Consider the following 15170-nt stretch of genomic DNA (forward strand, 5'->3'; position numbering starts at 1 on the left):
TATCTTTTTTATATTAAAAAAAGAGGTGATGTAATGTTAGAAAAATTGAATTTATTACAAAGTTTAGAGATAAAACATGTTAATCTTTTAAAGGAAATACAAATGTTGGAAAGGGAGGCTAAAAACTTAAATATAGATACTACCGCTACTGAAGAATTAGACAAATTATTACTAAGGTTAGAGAGCTTGAATAAAGACCTAAAGAAGATGTCGCACGAAAGCGGCCAGTTAAATGAGGAGCTTAAAACTGTAGAGCAGAAGTATGAAGAGAATGTAAATCCTAAAGAAATAGAATCAGTTTATGATAAAGCTAATATAATAAAAGAGCAGATTTTTAAAGCGGAAGATAAAGAGTTATCAATAATGGAAAAAATGGAGGTGCTAGAGAAAGAAGTAAATTTTCTCAAAAGTAGCATTGAGTCAAAAACAATAAACTATAAAAAGCAGAAAGATTTTTTTGCAGAAAACTTAAAAGCACTTACAGTAAAATTGCAAGACAATGACGATGAAATAAAGGTTATTAGAGAGCAAATGAAACAGGAAATTTTGGCACAGTATGATCTTTTAAAGTCAAAGTTAAGCCTTCCGGTGATAGTTGCTTTAAATAATGGCTATTGTAGTGTTTGTGGGATGGAACAACCTTCCTATATAGGAAATGAAAACTTAGTGACTTGTGTAAATTGTAGCAGGATTTTTGATGGTTCACATCGAAGTTAATTAATTCAAAGAAATAAAAAGGAAGAGGGGAAAAGGGGATGCTAAAACAGAAAAAAAAGAAGTTGTCATTATTACCGATTTTGGGGTTTTTTATGATGGTGATTGTGGGATTTCTGCTAATTCTAACTTATAATGATTTGATTGGTTATAGAGAGGAGTTATCAGAGTATGCAAACGAACATCATCAGATAGTAATCAGACGGCATGAGTTATATGTAGATTTGTTAAATGATGTAACACCGGGTATTGACCATAGTGCAAACAGATCTATAAAAAACATGATAAATGCAATAGGTGAACATGATAAATATGATGCAACATATTTTAATATGCTGCAACAGCTAGAAGATACTATGGATGAATTTAGGGAAGAAAATTTTAGCAAGCTAAATAATCAAAATTTACTAGATGAGTTTAAAGAAAATGATGAAGAATATAAACAATTTATAGATGGGTATAATTCCATGGTAAAAGAATATAACAGAAGCTTAGAGGGAGTTTTACCTGGATTTATATCAAAAATGGCTGGTTATAATAAAATGCCACAGATAAACTAAAAGTTTAAGTAAAAGGCACTTCATTTTAGTGAAGTGTCTTTTACTATAATAAAATATCAATCAAGAAGGATTTTTTCTTTTCCATGGGGGCAGGGTGTATAGTCTAGGTTTCCGATAACTAAAAAAAGATAGTAATCCATTTAACTGGATTACTATCTTGTATATCTTATTAAGTTCGAGTAGATTTATAAGCCGAGTTCTGTACTTTCTTGTGAAAGTGATAGTCATCTATCTTGGATGTTAGTTGCCTAACACCTCCAGCGACCATACCCGAGGACGCAACGGGCAATTGCATATATCCTCCTACTTGGTCTTGCTCCTAGTGGGGTTTACCTAGCCAACTAGTCGCCTAGTTGCTGGTGCGCTCTTACCGCACCTTTCCACCCTTACCAGCATAGCTGGCGGTTTATTTCTGTGGCACTATCCTTGAGGTCACCCTCACTGGACGTTATCCAGCACTATGCCCTACGGAGCTCGGACTTTCCTCAGATACTAAAGTATCCGCAACTATCCCATCTACTCAAACAAATCAGCTTGGAATATTAATATTATCATCCAAGCTGAACGATGTCAATATATATAGTCTGGTAAATTATTCTTGTTACTCTGCTGGTGGCGTAAAAGTTCTTTTGGCCAGTTCTTCATCTAGCATATAAATTCCGTGGCTATTTTCACCAATTCTCTTTACTTTTGAAAGCAGAGAATCCATCGAAGCTTCTTCCTCTACTTGTTCGTCAACAAACCATTGTAAAAAGCTAATGGATGGATAGTGCTTTTCTTCATTGGCGATATCCATTAACTTATGTATTAGCTTAGTGACAAATCGCTCGTGCTCAAGAGCATCTTGAAAGACTTCTTCTAAGGAGTTAAAGTTGGTTTTTGGGTTGTCAAAGCCGGTAATTTTTATAGTGCCACCTAACTCGTTAATGAAATCATAAAACTTCATAGCATGGAAGCGCTCTTCCTCAGCTTGAATTTTAAAAAAGTGTGCAAACCCATCAAGATCTTCACTTTCGCAGTATGCTGCCATAGCAAGATAATAATGAGCTGAGAAGAACTCATGTTTAATTTGCTCGTTAAACTCTTTTTGCAGTTTATCAGATAACATTTTGCAACCTCCTTTAGTAGTATTAATTACTATTATATAGAGACTGAATTAAAAAGTCAAATTAATCCAGAGCAAATAATTAGGGAATAAAAATACTAGTTTACAAAAATTATCACTTTAAAAAACAAAATTATGCTATAATATATAACAGGGTAGATAATTGGAGAATGACGTTTTAGGTAATTTACGGTGATTCTTATAAATAATCAATAAACAAGGTTATACCAGGTGTTGTAGAGTTTTCAATCTCCTAACAAATTGGGGATATAGGAGGGATAGAATGGATAAAAACAAGAATCGTGATAAGATTTTAAATGGTGATATAAAAAAGGTGTTGTCAAGCTTAGCACTTCCAATTATATTAGGAAACGCCATACAAACTATATATCAAGTGGTGGATATGTACTGGGTTAGTAGGTTAGTGGATGGAGACAATGCTGTAGCAGCTATTAACTTTGTGTGGCCTATGATTTTTGTTGCAATGGCTTTTGGAATTGGGATGAATATTGCTGGAACAAGCATTATTTCTCAGTTTATTGGTCTAGGTAAAGAAAAAGAGGCAAAAAAGGTAGCTGGACAGTTAGTTTCATTTTCTTTTTTATTTTCGTTAGTGTTAGCGATATTTGGAGTTGTTTTTGGCCGACAAATTTTGGTGTTAATGGGAGCAGAAGGTGCAGTTTTAGAACTGGGTTGGAACTTTGTTAGTATAATTTTTGCTGGAATGCCAACCATGTTTGTCTTTTTTGCCTTCCAGTCAATAAAGCAGGGGCAAGGTGATACTGTTACTCCTATGGTTTTAGCAGGAGGGTCTGTTATGCTCAACATTATTTTAGATCCCATTTTTATGTTTACTTTTGATATGGGTGTTGCAGGTGCAGCTTGGGCTACAGTAGTATCAAGGGCATTAAACAGTGTAGCAGGGTTATATCTTTTGTTTTTTACTGACAATGGCCTAAGACTACAGTTTTCAGATCTTAAGTTTAATAAAAAAGTTTTGCAAAAAATTGTAAAAGTTGGCTTGCCGTCGGCGGTAGGACATTCTATAGAAGGATTTGGGTTTATGATTTTGAATATTTTTGTTCTTAGTTTTGGAGCTAGCACCATAGCAGCATTTGGAATAGGAAATAAAATTAATTCATTGATTTTAATGCCAGCTATGGGCATTGGTCAAGCATTAGCTGCAGTAGTGGGACAAAATCTAGGTGCTAATCAAATAGACAGAGCATCTCAGGCTGTTAAAGAAAGTATTAAATTATCTGTGGCTATTTTAACAGTAGGAGGAATTATACTTTTTCTTTTAGCTCCTCAAGTTGTTGGTATTTTTACTTCTGATGAAGTGGTTCTTGAACAAGGTATATTCTACTTACGGCTTATAACATTGACTATTCCACTGATGGGCATTTTCCAATCTTTTGTGGGTGTTTTTCAAGGGTCGGGTCATACTGTTACAGCTATGATGATAACTACAGGAAGGCTGTGGGCTCTTAGGATTCCCTTGATTTTGTTTTTAAGAACATTTCCTAGCTTAGGTGAGAGAGCCGTTTGGTATGCAATGGTAGGTAGCAACTTTATTATTTGTATTATCGCATTTGGATTATACCTTTTAGGTCATTGGAAGGAAAAAATAGTTGATGAAGAAGATGACTATACAGAGGATTTACAGCTGAAGGTAGCTGAATAAACTTCAAAACTGCAACCTTTAAGGCAGTTTTTTGAATATCTCTTGATATTTTTTAATATCCTTTTTATAAATATTAAATTATGTTTATGAAAGGATAGAGTATGTTCATATTTAATGGGTTACTAGGAATGTGGCAATTAATGATGGCGACGGGGTTTTGGTTTATACTGGGATTGATTATAGCAGGTTTTATATATGTTCTGTTACCAGAGAATACATTACAAGCCCTACTGGGAGGAAGCGGGGTAAAACCTATTTTATTAGCTGCATTTATGGGTTTTTTATTGCCAGTATGTAGTTGTGGGATAATACCTATAGGTGTTGTATTATATAAAAGAGGCGTTAAAATTGGTCCTGTTCTTACTTTATGTGTGTTAGGACCTGCAATTAACCCAGCTGCTTTAGGACTTGCATTTTCTAGTTTTGGTGCATATATGACCTTAGCCTATATCAGCACAGTTGCGATGGCAGCAATTTGTTTAGGTTTAGTTTCTAATTTAGCAGTTGATGTCACTATAATTGGAGGTAAAAGACAAGAAAGATGTGGCCGCTGTGGGCACTCTCATAAAGGCAGCATAAAAGAAGGGGTAAAGTGGGCTTTTGATGAATTAGCTGTAGACTTAGCACCAGCTTTTGTTTATGGTCTGCTAATGGCTGGTTTAATAATGGCTACAGTACCCGATAACCTTGTATCATCATTATTAGGAGATAGTAAATCAATAGCCTATCCTGTCTCGGCAGCGCTTGGTTCATCTATTTTTATTTGCAATGTAGGTAGCATACCATTTGTTGCAAGTTTATTGGGGCAAGGGGCATTACCGGGTATTGGTATTATTTTACTAATAATGGGCCCGGCAACAAATTTAAGCCAACTTTTTTTACTACATAGAGCCTTTGGAAAACTAAGTGTTATTTTATATGTGTCAATTCTTTCAATAGTTTCAATATTAGGTGCGTGGTTTTGGGATTTGAGATTAGAGAGTGTACAACAATTGAACGTAATAGCACATACAGAGCATGGAAGTAAGATATGGGGTTATGCTTTAATCTTTATCCTAATAAGGGCTCTTATGAAAGTTGGACATAAACATTGAATAAAGAGAACTGTTATATGTACAACGGATGCGGGGAAGGGCAGTTGCATTTTATTCTTTTATTCGGGTTAGTAAAGATAGTAAAAAGAAGGAAATAACCTTTTTAAAGTAGAATAATAATTTATAGTTATAGAAAAAAGACATTAAAGTAAAGGGAGTTTTATTTTATGGAAATGCTATGGTTAGTTTTAATATTGGTTGCAGTTAGTTTTATGATCAACATTTTGACTGTATTTATGCAAAAAATAATTGATGTAAACTGTGATGAACACCAAAAGGGGTTAGCAAAAGAAATAACCACATCGGTTTTGAAATTTCAACGGTTTAATAGTACATTATTGCCTTTAGCTGCATTGTTTTATGTGTTTATGGACAGGTACTATGTTGGGATAATATTGATGGGCCTAGTAGTAACGATGCAAGTAATTTCATTGATTAGAATAATTATTAAAGCAAAGCAAAATAACATTCCTTTAAAAATAGTAAACTCTAAAAAAGATTAAAAAAGTTATAAAAAGGGCAGTTTAATAGCAGGAATTTTCCTGTTATTAAACTGCCCTTTAGTTTTAGTGATGGGTACACCCGCATCCGCATCCATGGTTATTTTTTTTACGTTTACTTACTTTAACTTCGTTGCCATTCTCATCAACGAATTTGGTGTTCTTTATGGTATCATTAACTCTACCTTTCACAGCAGCTATGTACTCAGCTCGTAACTTTTGTTGTTCTTTTGCCTCTTTTGCTGTAAGACCATCAGTTTTCTTTTTTTTCGCTAACTGGTTAATTCTTAAAATTTTTTCTCTTGATAACATTGAACAACCTCCTCTTACCTATTATATCCTTCAAAGACTCAAAAATCAAAAAAACCGTCCTTTTGGACGGTTAATACTCAGTGGAGCCGACGATGGGACTCGAACCCGCAACCTGCTCATTACAAGTGAGCTGCTCTGCCAATTGAGCTACGTCGGCATATTAAGTGGCGGAGCTGACGGGAGTCGAACCCGCGATCTCCTGCGTGACAGGCAGGCATGTTAACCACTACACCACAGCTCCAAAATGGTCGGGGCGGAGGGATTTGAACCCCCGACCCTCTGGTCCCAAACCAGATGCGCTACCAAACTGCGCTACGCCCCGTTAACCACAAGTATTATTTTACGATAATATAATAAATAAGTCAAGTCTTTTAAATATCTTTTCAGAAAAACTTGTCTTTTTCATGTTTAATATGGTGCAGATTACGATATTCATGTAAAAATTGCTTAACAGTATTTCCCAATACTTTAGTTCCCTTTTCTATTTCCTGCTCAGTGACAGATGTAAAGCTTAACCTAAAGCTATTATGCTGATTGTTGTTTAGGTAAAAGCGGTTGCCGGGCAGAATTGCAACCCCTTTTTTTAGTGCTTCAAAGTAGAGGGTTTGACTATCGTATTGCTGTGGAAGAGTGACCCAGATACATAAGCCTCCCGATGGGTGGGTAAAAGGTACTTCCCATGGTAGAGTTCTTTCCAGCATTTTTAGGGCAGTTGAAAAGCGGCGTGCGTAAATGTGTTTTGTACTTTTGATATGCTCCTCCCACAATCCCTCTCTTAAAAAAAGGTCAAAAGCCCTTTGCACTAGACCAGAAGTCGATATATCGGTATGCTTTTTGACATCATTTAACTGCCTATACAAAGAGGAAGGAGGGAGCATAAGCGCCAATCTAAGTCCTGGCATAAAAACTTTTGAAAAACTTTTAATAAAGATCACTTTATCTTTATTATCTAAAGACTTAAGTGGTGGTAGTGGGGTGGAGGTATAGTTCAAATCACTAAAATGATCATCTTCCACAATAAAAGTGTTATATTTATTGGCCAGCTCTACAACTTTTTTACGACAGTTAAGGTCATAGCGATAGCCAGTTGGACTTTGGAAGTCAGGCATTAAATACATTAACTTTGGATTGTATTGAGCTAAAGTTTTCTCAAGTTGAATTAAATCAATGCCACTTTTGCGGATAGGCACTTCTATAATGTTAGCACCACGGGAGTTGAATGAAGCTACTGCACCAGGGTAAGAAGGACTTTCGATTATTACATAATCATCTTTTTCTAAAAGAGCTGTTGCTACTATATCAATACCCTGTTGACCGCCGGTGATAATACTTATTTCTTGTGAAGTTGCATATATTTTATAGTTTGAAAGCATAGATGACAGACTTTGCCTTAATGGAAGGTATCCGCCTTCTTCTTGGTAGTTAAAAGCGTAACCACCGTCTCTATCAAGAACTTGGTTTATTAACTCTTTAAAAGTTTTTACAGGAAAAAACACAGGCGAGGGAGTTGCAGATGCCAAATCAAAGGGGACACTATTCTCTAATGAAATATCGGAAAACTCCTCTTTTAAAGAAGTAATGTTATTATCGCCAATTACATATGTGCCACCGCCTGTTTTTTTATATAAAAAGCCGTCTTGTTCCAAGTTATTGTAGCATTGAACTACAGTGCTGGTACTAACTTTCAAATGTGACGCAAGTTTTCTAATGGATGGGAGCTTATAATGATTTGTTAGCTTTCCAGATGTAATTAAACCTTTAATGTGTTCAGATAGCTGAAGATACTTTGGGCTGGAACTATTAAAAACTAGGTTGTATTTATCCATTTTGCCCACCTTTCTTAGAGTGATAACTACTATTATATTACCTAAAAAAGGGACATCTTGCAACATGGCAAGATGTCCACTATATCTATGATGCTACTATATTAACTATTCTACCCTTGATTACTATAACTTTTCTAACAGTTTTTCCTGCTATGTTATCAGAAATTTTCTGATCTGACAAAGCTATTTTTTCAATTTCCTCATTTGTTGCACCTGAGTCAACTTCAATTTTACCACGGACTTTTCCGTTAATCTGAACTGCCAACTCTTGTGTTTCCATAATCAAGGCCTTTTCATCATAGCTGGGAAATGACTGGTTAAAAACTGAGTATTCATTACCCATTTGTTGCCACATCTCTTCGGAAAAATGAGGGGCATGAGGGGCTAGAATTATGATGAAATCCTCTAAAACATTTTTAATTAAGTCTAAATTTAAACTGTCGTTTTCCATATATTTGAACAAACCGTTTAAGAGCTCCATCATTCGAGCAATAGAAGTATTAAATTGGAACTTATCAGTGTCACTATCTACGCTCTTTATAGTATTATGTCTCAGGTAATTAAGCTCCTTTTCTGCTTTATCCATCTTTGTATTGGTTGGTTCATCTTTTCTATCTAGATAAGTTAAAATTATTCTTTCTACTCTGTCGACAAAACGCTTTATAGGTTTGATACCATTTTCATCCCAAGGGCCACCTTCAGTGTATGCAAAACCAAACATAAGGTATAATCTAAATACATCAGAGCCATATTCATGGATATATTTATCAGGAGAGATAACATTTCCTTTAGATTTACTCATTTTATTACCGTCGGGACCTAAAATAATACCTTGGTGTATTAAGGACTTAAATGGTTCTGATGAGTTAATATATCCCATATCCCTCAACGCCTTATGAATAAACCTTGCGTAGAGTAAGTGCATACAAGCGTGCTCAGGTCCACCGACATATTTATCAACAGGAAGCATTTTATCTATCCATTTCTTGTCAAATGGTTGACTGTTATTTTTATTGTCAGGATATCTTAAAAAGTACCAACTAGAGTCCACAAAGGTATCTAAAGTATCCGTTTCACGTTTTGCTTTTTTGTTACACTTAGGACAGTTGGTATTGATAAAACCTTCATGTTTTTTCAACGGAGATATACCATCAGGTGTGAAATCAACATCATATGGAAGCTTTACTGGCAAGTCTTTTTCGGGAACAGGAACAACACCGCAATCATCACAATAAATAATTGGAATTGGAGCACCCCAATAGCGCTGGCGGGAAACTAGCCAGTCTCTAAGTTTGTATTGTACTTTATCTTGTCCTAAGTTATTTTGTCTAAGCTTGTTTATAATAGCTTTTTTTCCATCTTGCCAATGGAGGCCATCAAACTCACCGCTATTTGTTAGTTTGCCTTCACCGGTAAATGGAAGAGAGTCATCAGTTTCTGAATTTTCTATAACTTTTCTTATAGGAAGGTCGTACTTTGTAGCAAACTGGAAATCCCTTTCATCATGACCGGGAACTGCCATCACAGCCCCTGTGCCATAAGAGTATAGTACATAGTCAGCCACCCATATAGGGATTTTTTCGCCGTTAATGGGATTGGTTGCATAACTTCCAGTAAAGACTCCTGTTTTTTCATCGTTTGATGCCTGACGCTCTACTTCACTACGTTTTTTTGTTTCTTCTATATATCTATCAACATCAGTTTTAAACTCTTTAGTTGTTAATTTTTCTACCAGTGGGTTTTCAGGAGCCAATACTGCATAGGTAACTCCAAAAAGAGTGTCTGGTCTAGTGGTAAAGGCTGTGAAATTGACATTTTTATCTTTAACTTTAAATACAACTTCTGAGCCAACGGATTTTCCTATCCAATTTCTTTGCATTGCTTTTGTTTTATCAGGCCAATCGATATCTTTATGGCCTGATAATAGCTCTTCAGCATATTCTGTTATTTTAAAAAACCACTGAGTTAATTTTTTCTTAGTAACCTCATTTTCACATCTTTCACAAAAGCCTTCTACAACTTGCTCGTTAGCAAGAACCGTGTTACATTCAGGACACCAGTTTACATGGGCATTTTTACGAAAAGCCAGGTTATTTTCATACAACTTAAGAAATAACCATTGAGTCCATTTATAATAGTCGGGCTCACAAGTTACAACATTATAATTCCAATCAAACATAGCGCCCATGTCTTTGAGTTGTTTTTCCATGGTTTGAATATTTTTCATAGTTGAATCTTTTGGATGTACACCGGTTTTTATTGCATAGTTTTCTGCAGGCAAGCCAAAAGCATCAAATCCCATGGGCTGAAATACTTCATACCCTTTAAGACGTTTGTATCGAGCCCAAGAGTCGGTTAAGCCATAATTATACCAGTGACCTGCATGTAAGTTACTCCCAGAAGGGTAGGAAAACATTTCAAGACAATAAAGCTTGTTATCAACATTGTCTTCATTAAATTCGTAAAGATTTGTTTCTTCCCATTTTTTTTGCCACTTTTCATCGATTTTAGTAGAATAGCTACTCATAATACTTTCACACTCCTTTTAAATTCTATAAAAAAACCTTTCGTCTTTAAATAAAGAGACGAAAGGTTTGGTTCCGTGGTACCACTCTTGTTGAGCATAGCCTGTATGCTCCACTTAAATACAAATAACGGTGTTAGCCGTAGCAGGCTATCTATTTACCTGCTATCCTCAAAGGTGAGTTCAAAGCAAAGCCTACCTTTTTACACCAACCAAAGGCTCTCTGTAAGGCTAAAAACTTTTACTACTCCTTGTCAAAGGAAATAAATATTAAATTTAATTTAGTATTATAGACTAGTTTATCCAAAATGTCAAATTTTATTTTTATTGCCTGTAAGGACATTAAAGTGGAGCAAAATTATTGATTTAAATAGGAGATGGGGAGAGGCTGCCTTTACATTTCCCACATCTATACTTTTTTACATTAACTTTTCGCATTCTGAGAAACTCTGTATTGCACTTTGAGCATTTATAACGATATTTCGGTGATTGCATTTGGTGACAAAACCTAGGGGCATCTACTATTTTACATAATTGTTTAAAATCTTTATCTTTATGCTTAAAACCTAAGTTTAGACGATATAAGTGGTAGTGGACGAGCTCGTGTTTAATTACATCATGTAAAGATTGTTGTCCGTACCTTGCATAGTATTTTGGATTAACTTCAATGTTACAAGAAGGTATTAAAAATCGACCAGCCGTGGTACGTAACCTGTTATTGTTAGTGCAATTATGTTCAAAATTAGTGGAAATATAGGGGAGGTGTTCGAAAAATTTAGTAGATATAGTAGCAGCTAGCTCTGTTAACTTTTCATTTGTTATTTCCCTTGCTTGCTTTTCCATTCTCTAATCCTTTTTTTACTATCTAACTGGACTTTTCGTATTCTTAAGTTCTGAGGTGTAACTTCTAGCAATTCATCATCGCCAATAAACTCCAAAGACTGTTCTAAGCTTAGAATAGTGGGGGGAGTTAAAATAATATTTTCATCTGAGCCACTAGCTCTCATGTTTGTAACCTGCTTCTTTTTGCAAACATTAACGTCTATATCTACATTTCTAGTACTTTGTCCTACAACCATACCTGTGTAAACTTTTGTATGAGGACCAATAAAAAGTGTTCCGCGCTCTTGGCAATGGTACAAGCCGTAATTTGACGTTTCGCCGGTATCCGATGCAACTAATGAACCTTTATTTTTTGTTGGAATGTCGCCCTTATATGGTTGAAAATCTTCAAAGGTATGGTTGATAATTCCATTCCCTTTTGTGTCTGTTAATAGCTCTGACCTAAAGCCAATAAGACTTCTGGCTGGACATAAAAACTCTAACCTGGTTTGGTCAGGATTGGGGCTTTCCATTTTTACAAGTTCTGCTTTTTTTGCACCAAGCTTTTCGATAATGGTTCCACTAAACTCTGATGGAACTTCGATAAATACCCGTTCAATGGGTTCATGTAAAACTCCATCTATTTCCTTAAAGATAACTTTTGGTCTAGAAACCTCAAACTCAAATCCTTCTCGACGCATAGTTTCAATGAGGATTGATAAATGCAATTCTCCTCGACCGGCTACTAAAAATTTGTCCTTGGACTCTGTTTGGGATACATGTAAGCTGACATTAGTTTCAAGCTCTTTTTCCAATCTGCTTTTTAAATGTCTTGATGTGACATAATCACCTTCCAACCCAGCAAAGGGACTGGTGTTAGCGGAAAAAGTCATGGTAATAGTGGGCTCATCAATTTTAATAGAGGGAAGGGGGTGAGGGTTTTCTGCAGAGGAAATTGTTTCACCTATATTAATAGGATGGAGGCCGCTTATAGCAACTATTTCACCGTAATCAACTTTTGGAACTTCTTTTCTATTAAGTCCTTCAAAGGTATAGATTTTATTTATGTTTTGCTTGTTAATTTCCCCTTGTGGTGTGATAATAGAAACGCTTTGACCTGTTTCTAAACTGCCATTTTGCAACTTTCCTATTGCAATCCTACCGATAAACTCATTGTACTCGATGTTCGTTACCATTATTTGAGTTTTTTCATTATTTCCTGAGGGTGGTAAACAAACGTTTTTAATCATTTCAAAAAGAGGTACAAGGTTTTCCCCTTTTTTATTAGCTTCTGTGCTGGCCCATCCTTGTATTGCGCTTGTGTAAATTACTGGAAATTCTAATTGTTCATCGTCAGCATCTAAAGATATAAAGAGGTCTAAAACTTCGTCTATAACTTCAATAGGACGCGCATTAGGGCGGTCAGCTTTATTGACAACAACTATAGGCTTTAACTTAAGCTCTAAAGCTTTTTTTAGTACGAATCTAGTTTGGGGCATAGGACCTTCAAAAGCGTCAACAACCAACAATACATTATCTACCATAGAAAGAGTTCTTTCAACTTCTCCACCAAAATCAGCGTGACCAGGTGTATCAACAATGTTAATTTTTATATCGTTATACATTACCGCTGTATTTTTGGCTAAAATCGTTATTCCTCTTTCTCTTTCTAGAGCATTAGAATCCATCACTCTTTCTTCCACTTGCTGTTTTTCGTGGTAAATGCCACTTTGTTTTAAAAGCTCATCAACTAAAGTTGTTTTTCCATGATCAACATGTGCTACAATTGCCACATTGCGAATATTATCTTGTTTTATATTCATAAAAGTTCACTCCATTCTGAACAAAAGGGTCTGATACTGCAAAAATAATTCCGTGATTATACAGCATTGTTATATTATATAACAAATCATACATAAAAGAAAAGTTATTTTTTATTAATATATTCAAAAGCTTTATATAATGCCAAGCAAGTTAGTGAATGGGAAATACATTCATTTGCTAACATGTCTTGTACAGTCTTTTTATTTAAATGTATAATTTCAATATCTTCCGTTAAATCTAGGTTTTGTGTGGCTAACATTTGACAATCTAACATTAGGTATAAATAACAGAAGTTATTCAAAAAAGCAGGATTTACTTCCACTTTACCTAAATAAACGGGATTTCCTATATACCCTGTTTCTTCTTGTAATTCACGTATGGCAGCTTCTTTAGGTGTTTCCCCATTATCAATTGCGCCAGCTGGAACTTCATAGGTGACTTTTTTAGTTCCATGCCTAAATTGTTTAACTAAAATAAAAGCATCATTTTTATCGATAGCAACAACATTAACCCAGTTTGCCATCTCCACCCTATAAAACTGATGTACTCCCAATTTAGGGTGGCTTGCAGTGTCTATTTTTACATTCATAAAACCACTTTTATGTATGAAATTCTCGTCTATAGTTTTCCACTTCATGTTGCACCTCCATTTTCAATATAAAAACAGATGGCCTTATACCTTGGTCATCTGTAGTCAAATAGCTATTTTTTATGTTTAATTTCATCATCGTCATGGATTTCACATTCCCCTTGTAGGCAATTTACAGTATGACTTATCTCCCAATGAATCAATACACTTAGAGATGCTCTTATGATTATTATAGCACCTAAAATAAATATTTCTTCTAATTCGCGGATTAAAATAGTTCGTAGTATTTCACCAGCTAATGCAAACTCGAGTCCCAATGCCAAACCACGGGCTAAACTTAACCTTAACTTTTCAGCAGGTTTAAACAAGGAAAAAATATAGCCTGTTAATACAATAATTGAAACAGCAACTATTACCAGAGCAGCAAACCATTCCAGCAATATAGCTAGAAAGTATATGATGTTATGAGTTAAATCTACAAACCACTCTATTCTAATCCCCTCCTTTTATTATATGTTGTGAAAAAAGAGGGGATTTTAAACTGATTTCTAAAAGTTTTTATAACGCTTTTGAAAAGCACTACCACCTGTATAATTAAACAGCCTTCCTTGGTAGGTCTTACGCTGTTCCATTTCCCACTCTATAGCTTCCTTAACCTTCCACCAGCTAGTACTCCAGTTTGAGTTAGGTGCTATTTCTTTAGGTGCTCTTCCAATTAATCGTTGTAAAGTTATTTCTGGGTCTAAATGTTCTAAAAAAGCGATAACTCTTTGGATATATTCTTGCATACTTATTAACTGGAATTCACCCTGGTTAAATTGTTTTTCCATAACAGTATCTTTAACTATAAAAAGAGAGTGGAGTTTTACTTGATGAGTTTTAAGAGCGGAAACTATCTTGGCAGCTTCAATGGAATCTCTCATGTTATCCCATGGCAGGTTTAAAATTAAGTGAGTACAGATTTCAAAGGGGTACTTTTTTATAAGATTTACACAATCAATATATTCAGCTAATGAATGTCCACGATGAACTTTTTTTAAAGTATGATAGTTAACTGACTGTAATCCCAACTCGATTGACACATTAATTTTAAATTTTTGAGAAATCTTTAATAAAAAGTCTAGATGTTCCTTTGTCACAGAATCAGGACGGGTGGAGATGGCGATTTCTACTACTCCAAATTTAGCACCTTGTAAAATATACTTTTGAAAATCTTCCATAGGCAAATATGTATTTGAGTAATTTTGGTAGTAAGCTATAAACTTTTTTGCATTATACTTTTTTGCTATACGCTTTTTCACATCTACTAACTGCTCTTGGACAGAGGCTTCTTTAAACTTAGTATCATATCCAGCGCCACCTTCATCACAGAAGGTGCACCCACCAGTGCCTAAAAATCCATCTCTATTTGGGCAAGTAAGAGGAAGGTTAATAGCCAGCTTGTAAACCTTTTCTCCGTACTTTTGTTTTAAATACTCAGAATATTTATTGTATAATACCATTTTTACCTCCTACATATAGAACATTTTTGTCTGTTAATAGGCATAATACCTACTATAGATTTCGTGGAGAATTTAAGAATGTAAATGGGAAAAAACTAATAATAGCCAATTAGT

Annotated in this window: 14 protein-coding genes, 3 tRNA genes, 1 other RNA gene and 1 other annotated feature; of the genes, 5 read left to right on the top strand and 13 right to left on the bottom strand. The window is 35.1% G+C overall.

Going from position 1 to position 15170, the window contains the following annotated elements:
• The first annotated feature begins 33 nt into the window (after positions 1-33).
• Together PRVXT_RS06030 and PRVXT_RS06035 are read left to right on the top strand one after the other, a co-directional pair.
• Positions 34-717, top strand: a complete 684-nt coding sequence (locus PRVXT_RS06030) for a zinc ribbon domain-containing protein (RefSeq protein ID WP_350344763.1) — start codon at positions 34-36, stop codon at positions 715-717.
• Between the two features lie 38 nt (positions 718-755).
• Positions 756-1274 (top strand): hypothetical protein, encoded by a 519-nt coding sequence (locus PRVXT_RS06035; RefSeq protein WP_350344764.1) that lies wholly within the window; start codon positions 756-758, stop codon positions 1272-1274.
• Between the two features lie 172 nt (positions 1275-1446).
• Here PRVXT_RS06035 and rnpB read toward each other — a convergent pair.
• Together rnpB and PRVXT_RS06045 are read right to left on the bottom strand one after the other, a co-directional pair.
• An RNA gene (gene rnpB / locus PRVXT_RS06040) (RNase P RNA component class A) lies at positions 1447-1797 on the bottom strand.
• A gap of 78 nt (positions 1798-1875) precedes the next feature.
• The gene (locus PRVXT_RS06045; RefSeq protein ID WP_350344765.1) at positions 1876-2382 is read right to left on the bottom strand and encodes a ferritin; all 507 of its coding nucleotides are present in this window, start codon (positions 2380-2382) and stop codon (positions 1876-1878) included.
• Positions 2383-2662: 280 nt separating this feature from the next.
• Here PRVXT_RS06045 and PRVXT_RS06050 point away from each other — a divergent pair, with 280 nt between their 5' ends.
• The 3 genes from PRVXT_RS06050 (at position 2663) to PRVXT_RS06060 (ending at position 5660) form a co-directional block, all read left to right on the top strand.
• Positions 2663-4063, top strand: coding sequence for an MATE family efflux transporter (locus PRVXT_RS06050; RefSeq protein WP_350344766.1), 1401 nt, complete (start codon positions 2663-2665; stop codon positions 4061-4063).
• Positions 4064-4164: 101 nt separating this feature from the next.
• Complete coding sequence (locus PRVXT_RS06055; protein ID WP_350344767.1) at positions 4165-5157, top strand: permease; 993 nt, start codon at positions 4165-4167, stop codon at positions 5155-5157.
• 167 nt (positions 5158-5324) lie between these two features.
• The gene (locus PRVXT_RS06060; RefSeq protein ID WP_350344768.1) at positions 5325-5660 is read left to right on the top strand and encodes a hypothetical protein; all 336 of its coding nucleotides are present in this window, start codon (positions 5325-5327) and stop codon (positions 5658-5660) included.
• Positions 5661-5723: 63 nt separating this feature from the next.
• Here the strand turns inward: PRVXT_RS06060 and PRVXT_RS06065 are convergent, their stop codons facing one another.
• From PRVXT_RS06065 to PRVXT_RS06115, 11 genes are all read right to left on the bottom strand, one after another.
• Complete coding sequence (locus PRVXT_RS06065) at positions 5724-5969, bottom strand: DUF896 domain-containing protein (RefSeq protein ID WP_350344769.1); 246 nt, start codon at positions 5967-5969, stop codon at positions 5724-5726.
• Between the two features lie 81 nt (positions 5970-6050).
• Positions 6051-6126, bottom strand: a tRNA-Thr gene (locus PRVXT_RS06070).
• A gap of 8 nt (positions 6127-6134) precedes the next feature.
• Positions 6135-6210, bottom strand: a tRNA-Asp gene (locus tag PRVXT_RS06075).
• A gap of 4 nt (positions 6211-6214) precedes the next feature.
• A tRNA-Pro gene (locus PRVXT_RS06080) sits at positions 6215-6291 on the bottom strand.
• 61 nt (positions 6292-6352) lie between these two features.
• Positions 6353-7795 carry a PLP-dependent aminotransferase family protein gene (locus PRVXT_RS06085; protein WP_350344770.1) on the bottom strand — a complete coding sequence of 481 codons (1443 nt, stop codon included), beginning with the start codon at positions 7793-7795 and terminating at the stop codon, positions 6353-6355.
• An 85-nt stretch (positions 7796-7880) separates the two neighbouring features.
• The gene (gene leuS, locus PRVXT_RS06090; protein ID WP_350344771.1) at positions 7881-10322 is read right to left on the bottom strand and encodes a leucine--tRNA ligase; all 2442 of its coding nucleotides are present in this window, start codon (positions 10320-10322) and stop codon (positions 7881-7883) included.
• A gap of 51 nt (positions 10323-10373) precedes the next feature.
• Positions 10374-10586, bottom strand: a binding site (T-box leader).
• 99 nt (positions 10587-10685) lie between these two features.
• Complete coding sequence (locus PRVXT_RS06095; protein WP_350344772.1) at positions 10686-11162, bottom strand: SprT family protein; 477 nt, start codon at positions 11160-11162, stop codon at positions 10686-10688.
• On the bottom strand, positions 11138-12964 hold the full coding sequence (gene typA, locus PRVXT_RS06100; RefSeq protein WP_350344773.1) for a translational GTPase TypA: 1827 nt from the start codon (positions 12962-12964) through the stop codon (positions 11138-11140). Before typA ends, PRVXT_RS06095 begins: the two co-directional genes overlap by 25 nt.
• Positions 12965-13068: 104 nt before the next feature.
• Positions 13069-13602, bottom strand: coding sequence for an NUDIX hydrolase (locus PRVXT_RS06105; protein ID WP_350344774.1), 534 nt, complete (start codon positions 13600-13602; stop codon positions 13069-13071).
• Positions 13603-13667: 65 nt separating this feature from the next.
• Positions 13668-13994: a DUF1622 domain-containing protein gene (locus PRVXT_RS06110; protein ID WP_350344775.1), complete on the bottom strand. Its 327-nt coding sequence runs from the start codon at positions 13992-13994 to the stop codon at positions 13668-13670.
• A 108-nt stretch (positions 13995-14102) separates the two neighbouring features.
• On the bottom strand, positions 14103-15056 hold the full coding sequence (locus PRVXT_RS06115) for a TIGR01212 family radical SAM protein (protein WP_350344776.1): 954 nt from the start codon (positions 15054-15056) through the stop codon (positions 14103-14105).
• Between the last annotated feature and the right edge of the window lie 114 nt (positions 15057-15170).

Source organism: Proteinivorax tanatarense (assembly GCF_040267685.1).
Lineage (GTDB): Bacteria > Bacillota > Proteinivoracia > Proteinivoracales > Proteinivoracaceae > Proteinivorax > Proteinivorax tanatarense.